General features: G+C 62.0%; 14 protein-coding genes. 9 read left to right on the top strand and 5 right to left on the bottom strand.

Features of this window, described 5'->3' with window-relative positions:
- Positions 1 to 49: 49 nt before the first annotated feature.
- From eprS to AC1MDC_RS27315, 5 genes are all read left to right on the top strand, one after another.
- Entirely contained in the window at positions 50 to 3,001 is a 2,952-nt protein-coding gene (gene eprS, locus AC1MDC_RS27335; RefSeq protein WP_480394095.1) for an autotransporter serine peptidase EprS, read from the top strand.
- 183 nt (positions 3,002 to 3,184) lie between these two features.
- The gene (locus AC1MDC_RS27330; RefSeq protein WP_480394094.1) at positions 3,185 to 6,271 is read left to right on the top strand and encodes an autotransporter domain-containing protein; all 3,087 of its coding nucleotides are present in this window, start codon (positions 3,185 to 3,187) and stop codon (positions 6,269 to 6,271) included.
- Between the two features lie 57 nt (positions 6,272 to 6,328).
- Positions 6,329 to 8,017, top strand: coding sequence for a polyurethane esterase (locus AC1MDC_RS27325; RefSeq protein WP_480394093.1), 1,689 nt, complete (start codon positions 6,329 to 6,331; stop codon positions 8,015 to 8,017).
- Between the two features lie 196 nt (positions 8,018 to 8,213).
- A complete protein-coding gene (locus AC1MDC_RS27320; protein ID WP_227235521.1) occupies positions 8,214 to 10,067 on the top strand; it encodes a polyurethane esterase in 1,854 nt (617 codons plus the stop codon).
- Between the two features lie 172 nt (positions 10,068 to 10,239).
- Entirely contained in the window at positions 10,240 to 10,614 is a 375-nt protein-coding gene (locus AC1MDC_RS27315; protein WP_085702996.1) for a hypothetical protein, read from the top strand.
- 58 nt (positions 10,615 to 10,672) lie between these two features.
- Here the strand turns inward: AC1MDC_RS27315 and AC1MDC_RS27310 are convergent, their stop codons facing one another.
- A complete protein-coding gene (locus AC1MDC_RS27310) occupies positions 10,673 to 10,897 on the bottom strand; it encodes a YgdI/YgdR family lipoprotein (RefSeq protein ID WP_085696196.1) in 225 nt (74 codons plus the stop codon).
- A gap of 195 nt (positions 10,898 to 11,092) precedes the next feature.
- Between AC1MDC_RS27310 and AC1MDC_RS27305 the strand changes: the two genes are divergently transcribed.
- The 4 genes from AC1MDC_RS27305 to AC1MDC_RS27290 all read left to right on the top strand — a co-directional run bounded on the left by AC1MDC_RS27305 (position 11,093) and on the right by AC1MDC_RS27290 (position 17,597).
- The gene (locus tag AC1MDC_RS27305) at positions 11,093 to 12,745 is read left to right on the top strand and encodes a VRR-NUC domain-containing protein (protein WP_480394092.1); all 1,653 of its coding nucleotides are present in this window, start codon (positions 11,093 to 11,095) and stop codon (positions 12,743 to 12,745) included.
- Positions 12,742 to 15,060: an ATP-dependent DNA helicase gene (locus AC1MDC_RS27300; protein ID WP_234205219.1), complete on the top strand. Its 2,319-nt coding sequence runs from the start codon at positions 12,742 to 12,744 to the stop codon at positions 15,058 to 15,060. The genes AC1MDC_RS27305 and AC1MDC_RS27300 overlap by 4 nt, the downstream gene beginning before the upstream one ends.
- Before the next feature lie 10 nt (positions 15,061 to 15,070).
- Positions 15,071 to 16,990: a hybrid sensor histidine kinase/response regulator gene (locus AC1MDC_RS27295; protein ID WP_480394091.1), complete on the top strand. Its 1,920-nt coding sequence runs from the start codon at positions 15,071 to 15,073 to the stop codon at positions 16,988 to 16,990.
- Between the two features lie 70 nt (positions 16,991 to 17,060).
- Entirely contained in the window at positions 17,061 to 17,597 is a 537-nt protein-coding gene (locus AC1MDC_RS27290; protein ID WP_085696192.1) for a hypothetical protein, read from the top strand.
- A gap of 13 nt (positions 17,598 to 17,610) precedes the next feature.
- Here the strand turns inward: AC1MDC_RS27290 and AC1MDC_RS27285 are convergent, their stop codons facing one another.
- The 4 genes from AC1MDC_RS27285 to AC1MDC_RS27270 form a co-directional block, all read right to left on the bottom strand.
- Positions 17,611 to 18,969, bottom strand: a complete 1,359-nt coding sequence (locus tag AC1MDC_RS27285; protein WP_085702992.1) for a cation:proton antiporter — start codon at positions 18,967 to 18,969, stop codon at positions 17,611 to 17,613.
- A gap of 48 nt (positions 18,970 to 19,017) precedes the next feature.
- Positions 19,018 to 19,629 carry a Yip1 family protein gene (locus AC1MDC_RS27280; protein WP_480394090.1) on the bottom strand — a complete coding sequence of 204 codons (612 nt, stop codon included), beginning with the start codon at positions 19,627 to 19,629 and terminating at the stop codon, positions 19,018 to 19,020.
- A gap of 91 nt (positions 19,630 to 19,720) precedes the next feature.
- Positions 19,721 to 20,578, bottom strand: a complete 858-nt coding sequence (locus AC1MDC_RS27275) for a glucose 1-dehydrogenase (protein ID WP_085696189.1) — start codon at positions 20,576 to 20,578, stop codon at positions 19,721 to 19,723.
- A gap of 95 nt (positions 20,579 to 20,673) precedes the next feature.
- A complete protein-coding gene (locus tag AC1MDC_RS27270) occupies positions 20,674 to 21,822 on the bottom strand; it encodes a MalY/PatB family protein (RefSeq protein ID WP_480394089.1) in 1,149 nt (382 codons plus the stop codon).
- Positions 21,823 to 21,993 lie beyond the last annotated feature (171 nt).

Here is a 21,993-nt window from a genome sequence, read left to right as displayed (position 1 = left end):
AGCGTTTACGCAAAAGCTTCAACCCAAAACAACAAAAAGAGTGGTGAACATGGACGTACGCATCAAGCCGATTTCGGTCGGCACCCTGCTGCTTGTGATTTCTGCAAACCCGGCCCAGGCTCAATACCTCGACGCCGGCAAGCCCGGCGATCCCGCCAGTTGGCGCAGCGCCGAATTTCTGCGTGACTGGGGCCTGGGCCGGATGCAGGCCGATCAGGCCTACGCCGTCGGCATTACCGGCAAGGGCGTGAAGATCGGCGCGCTGGACTCCGGTTTCGACGCCGCCCATCCCGAATTCGCCAGCGACCGTTATCACCCGGTGCTGGCCAGCGGCAGCTACCTTGACGGCTCGCTGTTCAACGTCAACGGCACCCTCAACCCGAACAACGACTCCCACGGCACCCACGTGGTCGGCACCATGGGCGCGTCCCGCGATGGCACCGGCATGCATGGCGTGGCGTACAACGCGCAAATCTACGTCGGCAACACCAACAAGAACGACAGTTTTCTGTTCGGCCCCAATCCTGATCCGCGCTACTTCAAAGCGGTGTACGACGCCCTGGCCGATGCCGGCGTGCGGGCGATCAACAACAGTTGGGGCAGCCAGCCGCCGGATGTCAGCTACCGAACCCTCGCGGACCTGCACGCCGCGTACGCCCAGCACTGGAACAAAGGCACCTGGCTCGATGCGGCGGCGGACGTTTCCCGTCGCGGCGTGATCAACGTGTTCAGCGCCGGCAACAGTGGCTATCCGAACGCCAGCGTCCGTTCGGCGCTGCCGTACTTTCAGCCGGATCTGGAAGGCCACTGGCTGGCAGTCTCGGGGCTCGATCAAAGCAATCAGCAGAAGTACAACCAGTGCGGGATCGCCAAGTATTGGTGCATCACCACGCCGGGGGCGAAAATCGACAGCACCATTCCCGACGGCGGTTATGCGATCAAGTCCGGCACGTCGATGGCCGCGCCGCATGCCACCGGGGCGCTGGCGCTGGTGATGGAACGTTATCCGTACATGAACAATCAGCAGGCGCTCGAAGTGCTGCTGACTACCGCCACCCAACTCGACGGTTCGGTGACCGACGCGCCCACCGAGCGAGTCGGCTGGGGCGTGGCCAACCTGTACCGGGCGATGCGCGGGCCAGGGCAGTTGCTTGGGGCGTTCGACGCTAATCTGGCGGCCGGGCAGAGCGATGTCTGGAGCAACGACATCAGCGACAAAGCACTGATCCAGCGCCAGAGCGAAGACCTCGCCGAGCACAGTGCCTGGCAGCAGACACTGCAAAGCAAAGGCTGGCAGAACGGCCTGCCGGCAGGGGCCACTCAGCAGGATCAGACCGATTACGCCGTGGGCATGGCCCGTGATGCAGCGGCTTCCACTCGGGTTTATCAAGGCAGTTTGATCAAGTCCGGCGACGGGCGACTGATTCTGACCGGTAACAACAGCTATCGCGGGCCGACCACGGTCAATGGCGGCCTGCTGACGGTGAACGGTTCGCTGACCTCGGCCGTGACCGTCAATGACGGCGGCGCCCTCGGTGGTTCCGGGCGAATCGGCGCGTTGACCGCCAACAGTGGCGGCCGCGTGGCGCCGGGCAATTCCATCGGCACGTTGAACGTGGCCGGTGACGTGAGCTTTGCGCCGGGTTCGACCTACGCCGTGGAGTTGTCTCCCACCGGCAGCGACCGCATCGTCGCCGGCGGCACCGCGTCCATCAACGGCGCCACCGTGAGCCTATCGCTGGAAAACAGCCCGACCTTGCTCAGCACCACCGAGGCCAGAAGCCTGCTCGGCCAGCAGTACGACATTCTGCAAGCAGCCGGCGGCATTCAGGGTCGGTTCGGTGCGGTGCTGCCGGATTACCTGTTTATCGGTGGCCGCCTGGCCTACAGCGACAACGGTATTGGCTTGAATATCGAGCGCAACGGGACATCCTTTGCCAGTGTCGGCCAGACCCCGAATCAGCGCGCCGTGGGCGCCGCCGTGGAAGGCATGGGGGCGGGCAATTCCGTGTACGAAAGCCTTCTTTTGTCGGCCACCGCCAGTGACGCCCAACAAGCCTTTCAACAGTTGAGCGGTGAAATCTACCCGGCCCTTGGCTCGGTGCTGATCAACGACAGTCGGCAACTGCGCGACGCCATCGGCGAACGCCTGCACGATGCCCAAGCCACGCAAAACAACGGCTGGATCAAGGCGTTGGGCGCGTGGGGCAGCACCGATTCGCGCCAGGACACCGCCAGTTACAGCACCTCCATTGGTGGCTTGCTGGCCGGTGTCGACGGCGCGCTGGACGAGCAAACACGCATCGGTCTGGTCACCGGTTACAGCGACAGTTCGCTGAGCATGGGCTCGGGCACGCATTCCTCGGCCAAGATCGACAGCTACCACCTCGGCGCCTACGCCGGACACGACATCGGTGCCTGGCGTCTGAGCACCGGCGCCGCTTACAGCTGGCATCGCGCCGATGTGAAACGTGATTTGCAGTACGGCGACTTCAGCGCCAGGCAGAAAGCCAAGGTCGATGCCGCCACTACTCAAGTGTTCGGCGAGGCAGCTTATCGGCTGAACCTGCAACCGCTGGCCCTGGAGCCGTTCGCCAACCTGGCCTACATACACCTCGACACCGACGGCTTCACCGAGAAGGGCGACGCTGCCGCGCTGCACAGCGGCGACGATCAGCGCGACGCAGTGTTGAGCACACTCGGCGTGCGGGTGATCAAGACCTTTGACCTGACGTCTGCGCAGAAACTGGAAGTGAGCGGCCATCTGGGCTGGCAGCACAGCCTGACCGACATCGACTCCGAACAGCATCTGCGCTTCGCCAGCGGCAGTACGCCGTACACGGTCGAAAGCTCGCCACTGGTGCGCGACGCTGCGCAGGTCGGCGTGCAGGCCAGCCTGGCGCTGACCCGCGACGTGCGGATCAACCTTGATTACACCGGACAACTGGCCAGCCGCGAGAAGCAGCACGGTGTGGGCCTGAGCCTGAACTGGCAGTTCTGACTGATCGCAACTGATCGTGACTGATTGATCGTTCCCACGCTCTGCGTGGGAATGCCTCTAGGGACGCTCTGCGTCCAGTGACGCGGAGCGTCACGGGCTGCATTCCCACGCGGGAGCGTGAGAACGATCAACGATCACTTCAATAGACGGATTTTTCGCAACATCACTAAGGAAGGTCGCTGGATGAAAAACAACAACACACCCGCGCAATCGGGTGGATGCTTTCGCCTGAAAACTCTCAATTTCGCTTTGCTCTGCGCGCTGGCCACCTGGGGCAGCGCACACGCCGCGCCCTACGTGGAAAACGGCCGGGCAGGGGATCCGGGCAGTTGGCGCAGCGCCGAATTCCAGGCCGACTGGGGCCTGGGCGCCATCGGTGCGGATTTCGCCTACGCCGCCGGCTACACCGGCAAAGGCGTGAAACTGGGAATTTTCGACCAGCCGGTCTACGCCGCGCACCCGGAGTTTTCCGGCAGCAACAAGGTCATCACCCTGGTCACCTCGGGGATCCGCGAATACACCGACCCGTACATCCCGGTCAAAGCCGGGGACGCGTTCCGCTATGACGGTTCGCCCTCGGTCGGTTCCGACGGCAAGCTTGGCGCCCACGGCACCCACGTCGGCGGTATTGCCGCCGGCAGCCGTGACGGCGGGCCGATGCATGGCGTGGCGTTCGGCGCGCAGATCATCAGCGCCGACAACGGCGACCCGGGCCCGGAAGACGGCATCGTGCGCGGCAATGACGGCGCGGTGTACAAGGCCGGCTGGGATGCGCTGATCGCCAGCGGCGCACGGATCATCAACAACAGCTGGGGCATCGGCATCACCGACCGCTTCGACCTCGGCGGCCGTGATCCGGCGTATCCGCATTTCACCGTCAACGACGCGCAAGTGCAGTTCAACGAAATCCGCACACTGCTGGGCACCAGACCCGGCGGCGCCTACGACGGCGCAATCGCTGCCGCACGCAGCGGAATCGTGACGATTTTCGCAGCGGGCAACGACTACAACCTGAACAACCCGGACGCCATTGCCGGCCTCGGCTACTTCGTGCCGGATATCGCGCCGAACTGGATCACCGTCGCCGCCCTGCAAAAGAACCCGGATCTGGCCAGTGCCAATCCGTACATCATGAGTACGTTCTCTTCGCGCTGCGGCTACACCGCGAGTTTCTGCGTCTCGGCACCGGGTACGAAAATCTTCAGCTCGATCATCGAAGGCACCAACGCCGATAACCTGACCACCGGCTACAAGAACTACAACGGCACCTCGATGGCCGCGCCGCACGTAGCCGGCTCCATCGCCGTGCTGATGGAGCGCTTCCCGTACATGTCCGGCGATCAGGTCGCCAGCGTATTGCGCACCACTGCGACCGACCTCGGCGCACCGGGCATCGACGCCCTGTATGGCTGGGGCATGATCAACTTGCGCAAGGGCATCGACGGCCCGGCGATGTTCGTCACCGAGCAGGACATTCCCGAAGAGTTCCGCATCCAGGGCGCTTACGGTTCCGGCCAGTTCGTGGCCGATCTGCCGGGCATCGGCGCGATCATCGATGCGGGCAAGCCCACCGAGCGCGTGTGCAACGACATCACCTGCGGGCTCGACACCTGGCGCAACGACATCTCCGGCCATGGCGGTCTGACCAAGCAAGGCATCGGCACTCTGGTGCTGACCGGCAACAACACCTACAGCGGCCCGACTCTGGTCAATCAGGGTCGACTGGCAATCAATGGCTCGCTGCAATCGGCGGTGACGGTCAATGACGGCGGTATTCTCGGCGGTAACGGCCGGATCGCCGCGCTGACCGCCAACCGCGGCGGCACCGTGGCGCCGGGCAATTCCATCGGCACCCTGAACGTGGCCGGTGATGTGACCTTCGCGCCGGGTTCGACCTATGCGGTGGAAGTGTCGCCGACCAGCAGCGACCGCATCGTCGCCGGCGGCAAAGCTGTGATCGAAGGCGCAACCGTGACCATGTCGCTGGAAAACAGCCCGACGCTGTTGACCACGGGCGAAGTGAAAAGCCTGCTCGGCACCCGGTTCAACATCTTGCAGGCAGCGGGCGGGATTGAAGGGCAGTTCGGACAAGTGTTGCCCGACTACGCGTTCCTTGGCGGCACCCTGGCTTACTCGGCGAGCGGTGTGCAACTGGACGTCGGACGTAACGGCGCCTCGTTCGCCAGCGTTGGCCTGACCCCGAACCAGCGCGCGGTCGGTGCTGCCGCCGAGCGCCTCGGCGCAGGCAATGCGTTGTTTGAAACCCTGTTGCTGTCGCCGTCGGCGGCCGCTGCGCAGGATGCCTTCCAGCAACTGTCCGGCGAGATTCATCCGGCCATCGGCACGCTGCTGATCAACGACAGCCGCTACCTGCGCGATGCCGTGGGCGAACGTTTGCGTGAGCGGGATGTGTTTGATGCCAATGCACCGACCGATGACCGCAGCAATGCCTGGGTCAAAGTGCTGGGTTCATGGGGCAAGAGCGATGGCGGATCGAAATACGCCGATTCCACCAGCTCCATCGGCGGCCTGCTGGCCGGCGTCGACGGCTTGATCGCTGAAGATACCCGTCTGGGTTTCGTTACCGGTTATAGCGACAGCTCGTTGAGCATGGGCGAGGGGACGCATTCGTCCGCGTCGGTCGATAGCTATTACTTGGGTGCATACCTGGGACATCAGATCGATGCGCTGCGTCTGACCGCCGGTGCGGCCTACAGCTGGCATCGCATTGACGTCAAACGTGACCTGCAGTTCGGCGGCGTCAGCGGCAAACAGAAAACCAAGCGCGATGCGACCACCGCGCAAGTGTTCACCGAAGCGGCCTACGACCTGGGCCTGCAACCGATGAACCTGGAGCCGTTCGCCAATCTGGCCTACGTGCACCTCAACAGCGACAGCTTCACCGAGAAGGGTGATGCCGCCGCACTGAAAGGCGGTGAAGACAACCGCGACGTGGTGTTGTCGACCCTCGGTGTGCGGGCCAAACGTACCTTTGCCCTGTCGGAGAAACACCAGCTGGAACTGGGCGCAAGCCTGGGCTGGCAGCACAACTTGAGCAGCGTGGATTCCGACAGTCACTTGGCTTTCGTCAATGGCAACAGTGCGTTCACCGTGCAAAGTGTGTCGATGGATCGGGATGCAGCGGTGGTCGGGGTGCGCGCCGGGCTGGCGCTCAATCGCGATGTCCGGGTCAACCTGGACTACAACGGGCTGATCGGCTCCAACGAAAAGGATCACGGTGTGGGCCTGACGCTGGACTGGCAGTTCTAGGGTGTAACGGCAGTTCTTCAGAGAACTGCCGTTTTTGAAAGGAAGAGAGAGCACAACATGGGACTGTTCAATTACAAAAATGCCGACGGCAAAGCGCTGTACAGCGATGCCATCGCCCTGACGCTGTATGCCTACACGCCGACCGGGCAGGCTTTGCCCGGCACCGGCTGGAAGCCGATCGGCGCCACGGCGCTGGGCTATCAGGGCAAGGTCGGGGCGCAGGGCACGTTCTTCGGCGAGAAGGACGGCTTCACCAGTGCCGAAGCCGAAGTGCTCGGCAAGTACGACGCCGCGGGCAAGCTGATCGGCATCGGTGTGGCCTTCCGGGGCACCGGCGGGCTGGGTTACAGCGACACTTTTGGCGACATGAAAAACAATCTGCTGGCCGCCATCGGCCCGACGGATTACGCCACCCAGTACGCGAAAAACGCCTTCGACAATCTGCTCAAATCGGTGGCTGCTTTCGCCGTCGCCCATGGCATCGCGGCCAGGGACGTGTTGATCAGCGGCCACAGCCTCGGCGGTCTCGGGGTCAACAGCGTGGCGGAGTTGAGCGCCAGTCACTGGGGCGGGTTCTTCAAGGACGCCAACTTCATTTCGTTCGCCTCGCCGACCCAGAGCAGCACCGGCACCAATGTGCTGAACATCGGTTATGAGAATGATCCGGTGTTCCGCGTGCTCGACGGCACCACGTTCAGTACCGCGTCGATGGGCAAGCACGACAAACCGCACGATTCGACCACCGACAACATCGTCAACTTCAATGACAACTACGCGTCCACCGCGCAGAACCTGGTGCCGTTCAGCATCGCCAATCCGCTGAACTGGTCGGCCCACAGCTCGCTGGGGTATGCCGACGGCCTGAATCGGGTGATCGCGTCGAAGTTCTACGGCCTGACGCACAAGGATTCGACGATCATCGTCTCCAACCTTGAGGAAGCGTCGCGGGGCAAGACCTGGGTCGAGGATCTGGGCCGCAGCGGCGAGCCGCACACCGGCAGTACCTTCATCATCGGCACCGACAGCGGCGACTGGCTAAAGGGCGGGGCGGGCAACGACTTTCTGGAAGGCCGGGGTGGCGATGACCGTTTCCGTGACGATGGCGGTTTCAACATCCTTCTCGGTGGTCAGGGTCACAACACCTTCGAACTGCAAAAGCCGTTGCAGAACTTCAGCTTCGCCAACGACGGCGACGGCACGCTGTACGTGCGTGACGCCTACGGCGGCATCAGCATGACCCGCGACATCGGCGCGCTGGTGAGCAAGGAGTCGGGGGCGTGGTGGGGCAGCAAGGACATCACCTGGACCGTCACTGCCAAAGGCCTGGCCAACGGTGCCGAACTGACTCAGTACAACCACTCGCTCAGCGGCGGCGCGATGGGCGACACCCTCAAAGCCACCGCTGACGGCGACTGGCTGTTCGGCTTGGGCGGCAACGATCACCTGCAAAGCGACAAGGCCCACGTGACCTTCGTCGGCGGCGCCGGCAATGACGTGATGAGCGCGGTGGGTGGCAACAATACCTTCCTGTTCAGCGGCGCGTTTGGCTTCGACGCGATCAATGGCTACCAGGGCAGCGACAAACTGGTGTTCATGGGCGTCGAAGGCGCAGGGCAGGGCTACGACTACAAGCAACACGCGTCGCAGTCCGGAAGCGATACCGTGCTGAAGATTGGCGATTTTGCCGTGACGCTGGTCGGGGTCGGTGTGGCTAATCTGTCGGATTCGAGTTTCGTCTTCGCCTGACAAACCTTGTGGGAGCGAAGAGGGCGTGTCAGTCACCCAACCGGTAACTGACAGACTGCGATCGCGAGCAAGTCGAATCGTCGCACCGTCGCTCCCACATTGTGACTGTGTAGTAAATGCTCCGGGGCGCCTCGGGAGGGGCGTTCTGGTTGTGAGCTATCTCTGAACAATTCCAACAAAAAGAGAGGCAACAGCAATGGGTGTGTATGACTACAAGAATTTCGGTACGGCGGACTCCAAGGCGCTGTTCAGCGACGCCATGGCCATCACGCTGTATTCCTACCACAACCTCGATAACGGCTTTGCCGTCGGTTATCAGCACAACGGCTTCGGCCTCGGTTTGCCGGCCACGCTGGTGACCGCGCTGATCGGCGGTACGGATTCCCAGGGGGTGATCCCTGGCATTCCGTGGAACCCCGACTCGGAAAAAGCCGCGCTTGATGCGGTGAAAAAAGCCGGTTGGACCCCGATCACCGCCTCGCAACTGGGTTACGAGGGCAAGACCGATGCCCGCGGCACCTTCTTCGGCGAAAAGGCCGGCTACACCAGCGCCCAAGTGGAAATCCTCGGCAAATACGACGCTCAGGGCCATCTCACCGAGATCGGCATCGCCTTTCGCGGCACCAGCGGCCCACGGGAAATCCTGATCGGTGACTCGATCGGTGACGTGATCAACGACTTGCTCGCCGCATTCGGGCCCAAGGATTACGCCAGAAACTACGTCGGCGAAGCTTTCGGCAACCTGATGAACGATGTGGTGGCGTTCGCCAAGGCCCATGGCCTGACCGGCAAGGACGTGCTGGTCAGCGGTCACAGCCTGGGCGGGCTGGCGGTCAACAGCATGGCGGATTTGAGCACCAGCAAATGGGGCGGGTTCTTCCAGGATTCCAACTACATCGCCTACGCCTCGCCGACCCAAAGCAGCACCGACAAGGTGCTCAACGTCGGCTACGAAAACGACCCGGTGTTCCGCGCCCTCGACGGCTCGACCTTCACCGGTGCATCCCTCGGCGTGCACGACGCGCCCAAGGAGTCGGCGACCGATAACATCGTCAGCTTCAACGACCACTACGCCTCGGCGGCGTGGAACGTGCTGCCGTTCTCGATCATCAACATTCCGACCTGGATCTCGCACCTGCCGACCGCTTATGGGGATGGCATGAACCGGGTGATCGAGTCGAAGTTCTACGACCTGACCAGCAAGGACTCGACGATCATCGTCGCCAACCTGTCGGACCCGGCGCGGGCCAGCACTTGGGTACAGGACCTGAACCGCAACGCCGAAACCCACAAGGGCAGCACGTTCATCATCGGCAGCGACGGCAACGACCTGATCCAGGGCGGCAGCGGCAACGATTATCTGGAAGGCCGCGCCGGCAACGACACGTTCCGCGATGGCGGGGGCTACAACATTCTGCTCGGCGGCTCGGGCAACAACACTCTGGAGTTGCAGAAGTCGGTCAATACCTACGACTTCGCCAACGACGGCGTCGGCAACCTGTACATCCGCGATGCCAACGGCGGCATCAGCATCACCCGCGATATCGGCAGCATCGTCACCAAGGAGCCGGGTTTTCTCTGGGGCCTGTTCAAGGATGACGTGACCCACAGCGTCACCGCGACCGGTTTGAAGGTCGGCAACAATGTCACTCAGTACGAGTCGAGCGTGAAAGGCACCGGCGGCGCCGACACCCTCAAGGCCAAGGCCAGCGGTGACTGGCTGTTCGGCCTTGACGGCAACGATCACTTGATTGGCGGAGCGGGCAACGACGTGTTCGTCGGCGGCGCCGGCAATGACCTGATGGAGTCGGGCGGCGGGGCGGATACCTTCCTGTTCAGCGGCGCGTTCGGTCAGGATCGCGTGTTGGGTTACACCGCCAATGACAAACTGGTGTTCCTCGGCGTGCAGGGGGTGCTGCCGGGCGACGACTTCCGCGCCCATGCCACGGCGGTGGGACAGGATACGGTGCTGAAATTCGGCGCTGATTCGGTGACGCTGGTCGGGGTTGCATTGAACAGCTTGAGTGCCGACGGGATTGTGATCGCCTGACGGCAAGCGTGGGGAGGGAGCAAGCTCTCTCCCCATCAAACCTTCCTATATCGAAAGTGACTCACCCGCCATTCCCTGACTCCAATCCCTGCACCAACAGGAAATGCGGCCTAAAGTCATGACGGCAACGTTCGTCATCCAAAGGCCGCCAACGAGTACAGGAGATTCACACGTGAAAGGTTTCAAGAGGTTTATCGGTATGACGGGACTGGCGCTGCTGTCGGCCAATGCCTGGGCCGATCTGCCTCACAGCTCGATTCTGAGCCGCTATGGCGTCACCACCGATCAACTGCCAAAACCGGCCGACAGTGACGACGTCAAACCCGTTGAAGAGAAAAGCCGCTTTTACATCCAGCCCGAACAACCGTTCGTGACGATTCGCATCGGCGAAGACCATGAACCGGAAATGACCGGTAACCTGAGCATCGACCGCATGGCGCAGCAGGAACGCCAACGTTGCCAGCGCTTGCAGGAAGAAATGGTCCGGCGCGGCGAGCGAGCGTTGAACTGCGATGGCTCCATCCCGGGCATGGCGTTACCCCGCTGACAAATGCAAAAAAGGCTGCGCTCCAACAGGAACGCAGCCTTTTTTGATGGGGTCGCGGTCAGTCTTCCTTGCGCACCGTGGCTACTTCGTCTGCACGTACACGCACCTTGGCGCCGGAAATATCCTTGAACTCATAGAAGCCATCCTCGGTTTTGGTGTCGGGCATGTCTTCGGTCAGGTATTGGGTGCCGTTCTGCAAGGTAACCACCGTCTGGGTAGAGCAGCCGGCCAGTGCCAACAGCGCCGCAACAGCCAAGGGGATCCCGAGAGTCTTGATTTTCATAAGCAGCATTCCTGTTCATTTCGACCAATGTCGGCCTCTAACGCGGTTGGTGCCATTGCGCCCGGAAAAGTTCGATGGCCACCTGAAAAAAACCACACCGAAGGTGCCACTGATCTTTTTCCGTTTGCACCTGCGAGGGCTGGCTGGTATCTGTACGCATAACCAGTACTCGCTTGCCATGGCCCTGAATTCACCGTGACTGCCAATCCCCTCGACGACCCGTTCTATTACCTCAACAACTTCCGCCAGGTGCTTGATTGGCTTGAGCTTCGCTACGCCGACGTCATGAACGAAGCCGAGCACGCCTTCATCCACGACTTCAAGGCACTGCCGCGCGGATCCCAGGGGTTGCTGGTGCGGATGGTCATGCGCAAGGGCGTGCATTTTCGCGCCGGCAAGCTGAATTATCCGGAAATAGGCGACATCGCCGAGGCGGCGCAACCGCTGCTGGAGCATGGCTGGCTCGATGAGCAGGCGCCGTTGGCGATGGCGGATCTGTTCGAGGTGTTGCTCAAGGCCGAGATCCTGCAAGCCTTCGGCCCGGCCATCGACCAGCCACGAGGCAAGAAAGTCGACTGGCTGCCGCTGCTGCACGAACAATTCCCCGAACCCCGCAGTTTCAAGCAGTGGTGCCCGACGCTGGCGGATCGGCTGTTCAGCCTGACGCTGATGCAGCTGTGCGACCGTTTTCGCCTGATGTTTTTCGGCAACCTGTATCAGGACTGGTCGGAGTTCGTGCTCGCCGACCTTGGCATCTTCACCTACGAAAAAGTTGAATTCAGCGCCGACTCCCGGGGCCTGCGTAGTCGTGCCGACGTCGATGCCTGTCTGTTTCTGCATGACTGCCAGTTGTATTTCGAGGCCGGCGAGCCGCTGGAGCCGATCGTCGAACAGGTCCTGGCACTGCATTTCGACAACCCGTGGCTGCAACGCCGACGCGGCAAGCTGTTGTTCCAGATCGGCCAATACTGCGAGCGCATCGGCGAATTCGCCCTGGCCCTGAAGATCTATCGTGATTGCGCCTATCCCGGCGCCCGATTGCGGATGATCCGCGTGCTGGAGCGCAGCGCCGAATATGCGTTGGCGCTGGAACTGGCGGTGATTGCCGAGCAGGCGCCGGAAACCGCTACCGAACAGCAGGGCCTGCAACGGCTGTTGCCGCGCTTGCGGCGCAAGCTCGGCGGGCCACCGATCAAACGCACAGCGCCCGGTCTGGTGGAACGGCTGGATCTGCACCTGCCGCGTCTGGATCCGGCGTTGTCGGTGGAATATCACGTTCAGGCGCACCTGCACGAAGAAACGGGCCCGGTGCATTACGTGGAAAACAGCCTGATCAATTCATTGTTCGGCCTACTGTGCTGGCCGGCGATCTTCGCGCCATTGCCGGGCGCGTTCTTTCACCCGTTTCAGCGCGGGCCGGTGGATCTGCTCAACGAGGACTTCCAGCTGCGTCGTGCGCAGCTGTTTCAGGCCTGTCTGGCCGAACTCGACGATGGCCGCTATGCCGACACCATCCGCGCGCGGTTCGCCGCCAAATGGGGCGTGCAGTCGCCGTTCGTATTCTGGGGCGCGCTCAATGAAGAGCTGCTGGAGCAGGCGCTGGCCTGTCTGCCGGCCGAACACCTCAAGCACTGGTTCAGCCGTCTGCTGCTGGACATCAAGGCCAATCGCGCCGGCATGCCCGACCTGATCCAGTTCTGGCCGCAGCACAAGACCTACCGGATGATTGAAGTCAAAGGCCCGGGCGATCGCTTGCAGGACAACCAATTGCGCTGGCTGGAGTTCTGCCATACGCACCGGATGCCGGTCGCCGTGTGTTACGTGCAATGGGCGGAGCAGGGCGCTTGAGCTACAGCATCGCGGTGCGGGCGTTGTGCGAATTCACCGCCAAAACCGGTGACCTCGACTTGCGCTTCACCCCGTCACCGACCGCGCTGGAGGGGATTGCCGGGCATCGTACGGTGGCGTCCCGGCGCAACGACGCCTACCAGAGCGAAGTGGCGCTGGAGGGCGCATTCGGGCCATTGAAGGTCAAGGGCAGGGCGGACGGCTACGACCCGACGCAGAACTGCCTGGAAGAAGTCAAAACCTATCGCGGCGACTTGAGTAAACAACCGGCCAATCATCGTTCACTGCATTGGGCCCAGGCGAAAATCTATGGCTGGTTGATGTGCTGTCGATTGCAGCTTGAGCAGATCAATCTGGCGCTGGTGTATTTCGACATCGTCACGGAAAAGGAAACCTGTCTGGTCGAGGCGTTCAGCGCCGAAGCGCTGCGGCAGTTCTTCGAACGACAGTGCGGTTTGTTTCTGGCGTGGGCCGAACAGGAAATGGCCCACCGCGAAGCGCGCAACCATGCGGCGCAGCAGTTGGGTTTTCCCCATGCCGCCTTTCGCCCCGGCCAGCGTCACCTCGCCGAATCGGTGTTCAAGGCTGTCAGCACCGGCCGCTGTCTGATGGCTCAGGCGCCGACCGGGATCGGCAAGACACTCGGTACCCTGTTTCCGATGCTCAAGGCGTTGGCGCCGCGGCAACTGGACAAGGTTTACTTCCTCACCGCCAAGACACCCGGACGCAAACTGGCGCTGGATGCGGCGCAAGTGCTGTTCGATCACAGCGCAACCCTGCCCCTGCGGGTGCTGGAAATGGTCGCCCGGGACAAGGCCTGCGAACACCCGGACAAGGCTTGCCACGGCGAATCCTGCCCGTTGGCCCAGGGTTTTTACGACCGTTTGCCCGCTGCCCGCGAAGCCGCCAGCCAATTGCGCCTGCTGGATCAGGCTGCACTGCGGGACGTCGCCGCGCAGCACGCGGTGTGTCCTTACTACCTGAGCCAGGAAATGGCCCGCTGGGCCGACGTGGTGGTGGCCGACTACAACTACTACTTTGACTTCAGCGCGCTGCTGTTCGGCCTGGCCCAGTTCAATCAATGGAACGTCGCCGTGCTGGTGGACGAGTCGCACAACCTGGTCGAACGCGGTCGGCAGATGTACAGCGCCACTCTCGATCAGGCGACACTGGGCAGCGTGCGCAAAACCGCGCCCGAGGCCTTGAAGAAGTCGCTGCAGCGGGTCAACCGTGAATGGAACGCCCTGCACAACGACCAGTTGGCGCCGTATCAGGCCTACGACAAGGCGCCGGAAAAACTGCTGCAGGCGCTTTCTTCCTGCACGGCGAGTATCGGCGACTACCTCAACGATCACCCGCAAGGGCTCGACAGCGCGTTGCAGAACTTCTATTTCGAGATGCTGCAGTTCGGCCGGGTGGCAGAGCTGTTCGACGCGCATTACCTGTTCGACATCAGCAAGCGCGACCTCGAGCGCAAGAGACCGTTATCGCAGCTGTGCCTGCGCAACGTGGTGCCGGCGGCGTTCATCGGCCCGCGCCTGAGTGCAGCGCGCAGCAGCGTGCTGTTTTCCGCAACCCTCAGCCCGCGCCACTATTACGCCGACTTGCTCGGCACGCCGGCCGACACGGTCTGGATCGATGTCGAGTCGCCGTTCAGCGCCGAACAATTGCAGGTGCAGATCGTCAGCCGGATTTCCACCCGTTTCACGCACCGTCAGGCATCGCTGGAGCCGATTGTCGAGCTGATCGCCCGCCAGTTCAGTGAGCGTCCGGGCAACTACCTGGCGTTCTTCAGCAGTTTCGATTACCTGCAGCAGGTCGCGCAGTTGCTCGCCGAGCGGCACCCGCACATCACCCGCTGGCAGCAATCCCGGGGCATGACCGAAGGCGCGCGGCAGGACTTTCTCGATCAATTCACCGCCGACAGCCAAGGCGTCGGTTTTGCCGTGCTCGGCGGCGCGTTCGGTGAAGGCATCGATCTGCCCGGCGCACGGCTGATCGGCGCGTTCATCGCCACCCTCGGACTGGCCCAGCTCAATCCGGTCAATGAACAGATGAAGCGGCGCATGGCCGCGATCTTCGGTGCCGGTTACGACTACACCTACCTGTTCCCCGGCGTGCAGAAAGTGGTGCAGGCCGCCGGGCGGGTGATCCGTACCCAGCAGGATCGCGGCGTGGTGATGCTGATCGATGATCGCTTTGCCGAAAGTCGCATCCGCCAATTGCTGCCACGCTGGTGGCACCTCGATCTCGCAGAAGCACCTTTCCAATCCGCCGGTTTGCCGCATACTCCGGTGATTGAAAAACTGTTTTGAGCCAAGCCTGATGAGCGAGAACAAGAAGTCCGCTGCAATTGAAGACATGCGCTTTCGTTTGCTGATCGATGCGGTGGTCGATTATGCGATCTACATGATCGACCCCGATGGCATCATCACCAGCTGGAACTCCGGCGCCAAACGCTTCAAGGGATACGAAGAATCGGAAATCCTCGGCGAACACTTTTCCCGTTTCTACACCGATGAAGACCGCGCAAAAGGTTTGCCGCAGCGAGCGCTGGACACGGCGATCCGCGAAGGCCGGTTCGAGGGTGAAGGCTGGCGGGTCCGCAAGGATGGCACGCACTTCTGGTGCCACGTAGTGATCGATCCGATTTTCAGCCCGGGCGGGCAACTGCTCGGGTTCGCCAAGATCACCCGCGACCTGACCGACCGCAAGATGGCCGAAGAAACCCTCAAGCAGAGCGAACAACAGTTCCGCCTGTTGGTGCAGGGCGTCACCGACTATGCGATCTACATGCTCAGCCCCGAAGGCCGGGTGACCAACTGGAACCCCGGTGCCCAGCGAATCAAGGGATACAAGCCGGATGAAGTGATCGGCAAGCATTTCTCGATGTTCTACACCCCGCAAGACCGTGAGGCGGGTGAACCCCAGCGCGCCCTGGAAACCGCGGTAAGCGAAGGCCGTTTCGAGAACAGGAGCTGGCGCCTGCGCAAGGACGGCACGCGGTTTCTGGCGCATGTGGTGGTCGATGCGATTCGCGGCGACACTGGCACCTTGCTCGGCTTTGCCAAGATTACCCGCGACGTCACCGAAGCTACCGAAGCGCAGCAGGCCCTGGAGAAAACCCGTGAAGCGCTGTTCCAGGCGCAGAAAATGCAGGCCATCGGCCAACTCAGCGGCGGCATTGCCCATGACTTCAACAATTTGCTGACGGTGATTCTCGGCAACCTGGAAATCGTGCGCAAACGCCTGGGCGACGACCCTAAAGTCAGCCGTCTGCTGGAAAACGCCACGCAGGGCGCATTGCGCGGCGTTTCGCTGACCCAACGCATGCTGGCTTTCGCCCGGCGTCAGGAGCTCAAGACCGAACCGATCGAAATCCCGAAACTGGTGCAGGGCATCACCGGGCTGTTGCGCAGTTCGCTGGGGCCGGGGATCCGCATCGAAACGCAATTCCCCGATGATCTGCAAGCCGTGTTGGCTGACAGCAACCAGCTCGAACTGGCGGTGCTCAACCTGGCGACCAACGCCCGCGACGCCATGCCCGATGGCGGAAGCGTCATCATCCGTGCCGAGCCAGAAGTGGTGCTCGAACAAAACGACTCGACCATGACGGCCGGGCGTTACGTCTGCCTGAGGGTGATCGATACCGGTGAAGGCATGGACGCTGACACGCTGGCATCGGCGACCGATCCGTTTTTCACCACCAAAGGCCTGGGCAAAGGCACCGGGCTTGGGTTGTCGATGGTCCACGGCTTCATCGAACAACTGGGCGGGCGATTCATTCTGAAAAGTACCAAGGGGCAGGGTACGACCGCTGAGCTGTGGTTGCCGGTGGCGATCGACAGCGTCGCCGCCACACCGCATGCCCCGGTTTTGTCCACCGACACGGTGCCACGCCTCAGCGTGCTGGTAGTGGATGATGACAGTCTGGTGCTCACCAGCACCGTCCTGTTGCTGGAAGACCTTGGCCATCGGGTAATCGGCGCCACTTCCGGCGCCGAGGCGCTGGAACTGTTCGATCAGGGCCAGGTGATCGACCTGATGATCACCGACATGGCCATGCCACAGATGAGCGGCGCACAACTGGCTCACGCCGTGCGCATGCTCAAGCCGGATCTGCCGATCATCCTCGCCACCGGTTATGCCGAGCGCCTCGAAGGCTTTGCAGCCGGGTTGCCACGACTGTCGAAACCGTTCAATCAACTGAATCTGATGGAGATCATTGCCCGGTCGATGAAGTGAATCGGGGCAATCGAGCTGAACTTGTCCGGGACGTGGCGCCTCCAAACGCTTTGTCCTGGAGCGCTCTACCGTGCCACGCATATTGACCGAGCCGACCGCCGAAGAAACCCTGAACGAACATAACGCCAAAATGTTCGGCTCACCCAAGGAGCGGCTGGATTTCTACCGACGGGAGATCCAGTACGAAACCAGCATCCTGGCTAATCGAACCGACGCCTACCTGGCGGCGCAATCGTTTCTGGTGATTGCCTTCGCGTCCTGCATGGCCAACCTCAACCCCGAGTGGGGCAAGTTGTTCACGCTGGTGGTGCCACCGTTTCTGGCCTTGCTTGGCATGCTCAGTTCGCTCAATGCCTGGCCGGGGATTCGTGCCGCTTACGACATCATCGATCATTGGCATTTCAAACAGAGTGAATTGCTGCGCAGCGAACCCCTGATGGGGCTGGCTTATGACGAATCGCCTTTGTTCAGCGAGATGGAATCGAGCCACAAGGGCTATCGCAAGTCACTGCTGTTTTCCATTCGAACGCCGTGGATCTTTGCCACGTTCTGGATGTTGCTCGGCACGTATGCCATCTACATTCAGGTGACCAACCCGGGAAGCTGAAGCGGCACCGCGCTCAAGGGCGGCCTGTCGACTTGTCCGGTTGTTTACGCTGCTCGTAGCGGGCGAGGATCGGCTGGGTGCTGACGCCGTGCAGCAGAATGCTCAGCGCCACCACCGACAGGGTCAGGTCGGTACACAGCGTGCCCACGCTGCTGTCCAGTCCATGGTTCAGCGCATAGAAAAGGTAGAACAGACTGCCGATGCCTCGAATGCCGAACCAGCCGATCAACAACCGTTGGCGCCCCGCGAGTAGCGATCCCCATGGCATCAACGCCACGCAAACGGGGCGAATCACACAAAACAGTACGCCGCCGACCAGCAACGCCCGCCAGTCCCAGTGACTGACCAGCACCACGCCCAGCAGGGTCACCAGAAACACTTCCATCGCCCGCTCGACCAGACCTCCGAAAGACAGCATGTCGCCCATCATGATGCCGGCGGCCACCTGGCTGTCTTCCAGTCGTTCGGTATCGCCATGGACCGCCTGCTGCGGTTCGACGTTCTGATGGCCGACCACCGGTTGCACCAGATGCTCGGCGGGTGGTTGATGGGCACCGGTGAATTTGACTTCCTCCTGCCGCAACCCCAGGCCGGCGGCAAACACTGACAGAAAGCCGTAGCCACCAATGGATTCCGCCGCCACGTAAGCCAGTGCGATCAATGCCAGCGCCAGATAGTCGTTGGGGCTGAGGGTGCTGTCATCGTTGCGGATACGCAGTGACAAAGTCAGGCGGCCGATGCCACGGCCCATCCAGTAACCGCAAAGCAAGCCGGCGGGCACGGCCCAGAGCACGCTGCGTAGCACCCAGTCGGGCCACTCGGCGGCAAAACCTTCACCGTGCAGCAGCAACAGCCCGAGGATCACGAAAGGAAAGGCAATCCCGTCATTAAGCCCGGCCTCGCCGGAAAGGCCGAACCGCACGCTGTCGACGTCCCGTGCATCGTTGACCTGTACCAGCGCAGCGAGTACCGGATCGGTCGGCGCCAGAATCGCCCCGATCAGCAACGAAGGGCCCCAATTCAGGTTCAGGCCGAAATGCAGCAGCAGGCAGACCCCAATGATCGTCAGCACCATCACCGGACCTGCCAGGCCGAATGCGATCCGCCAACGTTTGTCGCGCAGCGGCAATCGCAGTTTCAAACCGCAGACAAACAGAGAAAACAGCACCGCGACTTCGGTCAGGTGCTCCATCCACAAAGAGGCTTCGTCCAGCGGCAATTTCAGCAAATCAAGCCCGACCGGCCCGATGCCGACGCCCAACAGCAGGCATACCGCGGATGTCGTCACCGGCATCCATCGCAGATAGGAGGACGTCAGTGCAAGCATGAGCAGCACGGCGCCGAGCACCGCGACCCAAACGATGAAGCTCACGACGGGAGGCCCGCCGCGCCGATTCGATGTCGCCGCAACATGCCCGACCTAACCCGCGGTCGTGCGCAGGTATTCCGGCGTCAGCACGTTGAACCACAGCAGAATCATCGATACCAGCAACGTCACCAGCACCAGCAGCGCAACGCCCCAGACGCTCGCCGAATACAGCAAGCCCTGTTCCTTGCGCTCGTGCATGAAGGTCGGCAGGCCAACGAACAGCAGAAACGTCGAATAAATCGACGCCGCACCCAGCACCAGTACCGCCAGCCAGCGGCTCGGGTACAGGCCGGCGATCCCGGCGAGGAAAAACGGGCTGACGGTGTACGCCGCGAACCCTATGCACTGATTGAGCGTCGGCCGCGCATCGAAGGTGCGCGACATCCAGCGGATGAAACCGCCGATGATTGCCACACCGACGACGATGGTGAGGTAGAGCATGACACTCAGTTGCAAAGCACTGGCACTGCTGAGCCTGACGGTTTCACCCGCCGCCAGGCTCCAGCCGACATAAGTCGTGCCGATGAACAGGCACACCGCCGGAACAAGTGCCAGTAACAGCAGATGGGCGAGGTAATGACGCGGATGCGCTTCTTCTTCGCGGCGGATATCGGTCCAGGCGAAGTTCGGCTGGGTGAAGAGTTTGACGATAGGTGCGGACATGACGACCTCCTGATCTCTTGCAACCCGAACGGGCCATGAAGGTATGGAGAGGTCGCCTTGTCCAGCGGTTCACTTTTTTTCGGCGGGCGGATCAGAGCATGGGTTTGCCACCGGTCACGCCATAGCGCTGACCGGTGATGTAGCTGGCTTCGTCCGACGCCAGCAGCACATAAATCGGCGCGACTTCCACTGGCTGGCCGGGCCGGCCGAGTGGTGTCTGCTCGCCGAAGTTCTGCACTTCTTCATCCGGCATGGTCGAGACGATCAGCGGCGTCCAGATCGGCCCCGGTGCGACGCAGTTCACGCGAATCTCCCTCGGCCCGAGTATCTGGGCCAGACCACCGGTGAAATTGGCGATGGCGCCTTTGGTGGTGGCGTAGGCGAGCAGGGTGGGTTTGGGCATGTCCGAGTTGACCGAACTGGTGTTGATGATCGAAGCGCCGGGGCCCATGTGTTTGATGGCGGCCTGGCACAGACGGAAAATCGCGGTGATGTTGACGTCGAAGGTCATCACCCATTCATCGTCGGGAATCTCCTCGAAGGTTTCATGAGTCATCTGGAAGGCTGCATTGTTGACCAGCACGTCGATGCGGCCGAAGCGCTCGACAGTTTGGTCCACCAACGCCTGGCACTGGGCCTTCTGGGCAATGTCGCCGGGCAGCAGCAGGCACTGGCGGCCGGCCTGTTCGACCCAGCGCGCGGTTTCCTTGGCATCTTCGTGTTCGTTGAGATAGGCGACCGCTACATCTGCACCTTCACGGGCGAAGGCGATAGCCACCGCCCGGCCGATGCCGCTGTCGGCGCCGGTAATCAGCGCAATCTTGCCGGCCAGCCGACCGGAGCCGGTGTAGCTTTGCTCGCCGCAATCGGGGTAGGGCTCCATCTTGCGCTGGGAGCCAGGAACCGGTTGTGCCTGTTTCGGGAATGGGGGTTTTGGATAGTGCGTCATCGTCAATCTCCGGGTCTCATGTCAGGTAGGCCGGTTGACCCGGCCTGTTTTGAGTGAGTTCGATCGGATTGACGCTTGGGTTTGTCCTGACGTGATTACCGGGACTTCAAGGCTCGCTCCATCCGCGAAATCCCTTCTGCCAGCATCGAACGCGGGCAGCCGAAGTTCAGGCGCACGAACTGTTGGCTGAGATCGCCAAAATCCAGGCCAGGGCTGAGGCCGACACGGGCGTGTTCCAGGAAGAATTTCTGTGGGTCGTCCAGATCCAGCGCCGAGCAGTCGAGCCACGCCAGATAAGTGCCTTGTGGAACGTTGATCGTTACGCCGGGCAGACGGCTGCGAACCGCTTCTACCAGCCAGTCACGGTTGGCTTGCAGGTATTGCTTGAGTTCCTTCAGCCACGGACCGGCCTCGCTGTAGGCCACGCGGGTGGCTTCCATGCCCAACGGGTTGACGCTGTCGACCATGCCGCAACGGGCGTGGTTGACGCGTTCGCACAGGGCGGCGTCCTGGATGATCATGAACGAGGTCTTGAGACCGGCGATGTTGTAGGCCTTGCTCGCCGACATCAGGGTGATGGTGCGACGGGCGATCTCCGGGCTCAGGGAGGCGGTCGGGATGTGCACGCGGCCGTCGTAGCACAGCTCGGCGTGGATCTCGTCGGAGATGATCCAGGCGTCCTGCGCCATGCAGATGTCGGCCACCGCTTGCAGTTCTTCACGGCCGAAGACCTTGCCGATCGGGTTGTGCGGGTTGCTCAGCAGCAGGGCGCCGCCACCTTTCAGGGATTCACGCAAGGCATCCAGTGGCGTGGCGTAGGTGCCGTCGGCCAGAGCGTTGAATTCCAGTTCGACCTTGTTCAGGCCCCAATGGCCCGGCGCATGGCGCAGTGGCGGGTAGTTCGGGGTTTGCACCACGACGTTCTGCTGGGGCTGCACCAGCGCCTTGAGCGCCATGTTGAAACCCGATTCAACACCCGGCAGGAAAATCAGCTCCTGCGGTTTGACCCGCCAGGCAAATTTGTTCCAGAGGTCGGCAACGATGGCCTCGCGCAGGTTGTCCTGGGCCACGCTGTAACCCACCAACGGGTGCAGCAGGCGCTGTTGCAGCGCCTCGATGACCACTGGCGGCGCAGCGAAATCCATGTCAGCGACCCACATCGGCAACACGTCGGCCGGATAGCGGCTCCACTTGGTGCTGCCGGTGTCGTGGCGGTCGAATACCTGATCAAAATCGAAAGTCATGCGCGGTCTCTGAAGGCGGAGATGGGTCGTGCCCGCCATGATAAGCCCATGCTCCTGAAGGAGCACACAAAACCTGTGGGAGCGAGCTTGCTCGCGAATGCGTCTGGTCAGGCAGCATCAATGTTGAATGACACACCGCTTTTCGCGAGCAAGCTCGCTCCCACAGGGAGG

The organism is Pseudomonas sp. 1, assembly GCF_056626735.1.
Note: the sequence above shows the minus strand (reverse complement) of the source record. Positions and strands in the feature narration are given on the sequence as shown.

Excerpts from the sequence above, each read along its gene's own strand:
- eprS (WP_480394095.1), top strand. The coding sequence starts at position 50 with ATGGACGTACGCATCAAGCCGATTTCGGTCGGCACCCTGCTGCTTGTG.
- AC1MDC_RS27330 (WP_480394094.1), top strand. The coding sequence starts at position 3,185 with ATGAAAAACAACAACACACCCGCGCAATCGGGTGGATGCTTTCGCCTG.
- AC1MDC_RS27325 (WP_480394093.1), top strand. The coding sequence starts at position 6,329 with ATGGGACTGTTCAATTACAAAAATGCCGACGGCAAAGCGCTGTACAGC.
- AC1MDC_RS27320 (WP_227235521.1), top strand. The coding sequence starts at position 8,214 with ATGGGTGTGTATGACTACAAGAATTTCGGTACGGCGGACTCCAAGGCG.
- AC1MDC_RS27310 (WP_085696196.1), bottom strand. The coding sequence starts at position 10,897 with ATGAAAATCAAGACTCTCGGGATCCCCTTGGCTGTTGCGGCGCTGTTG.
- AC1MDC_RS27295 (WP_480394091.1), top strand. The coding sequence starts at position 15,071 with ATGAGCGAGAACAAGAAGTCCGCTGCAATTGAAGACATGCGCTTTCGT.
- AC1MDC_RS27280 (WP_480394090.1), bottom strand. The coding sequence starts at position 19,629 with ATGTCCGCACCTATCGTCAAACTCTTCACCCAGCCGAACTTCGCCTGG.
- AC1MDC_RS27275 (WP_085696189.1), bottom strand. The coding sequence starts at position 20,578 with ATGACGCACTATCCAAAACCCCCATTCCCGAAACAGGCACAACCGGTT.
- AC1MDC_RS27270 (WP_480394089.1), bottom strand. The coding sequence starts at position 21,822 with ATGACTTTCGATTTTGATCAGGTATTCGACCGCCACGACACCGGCAGC.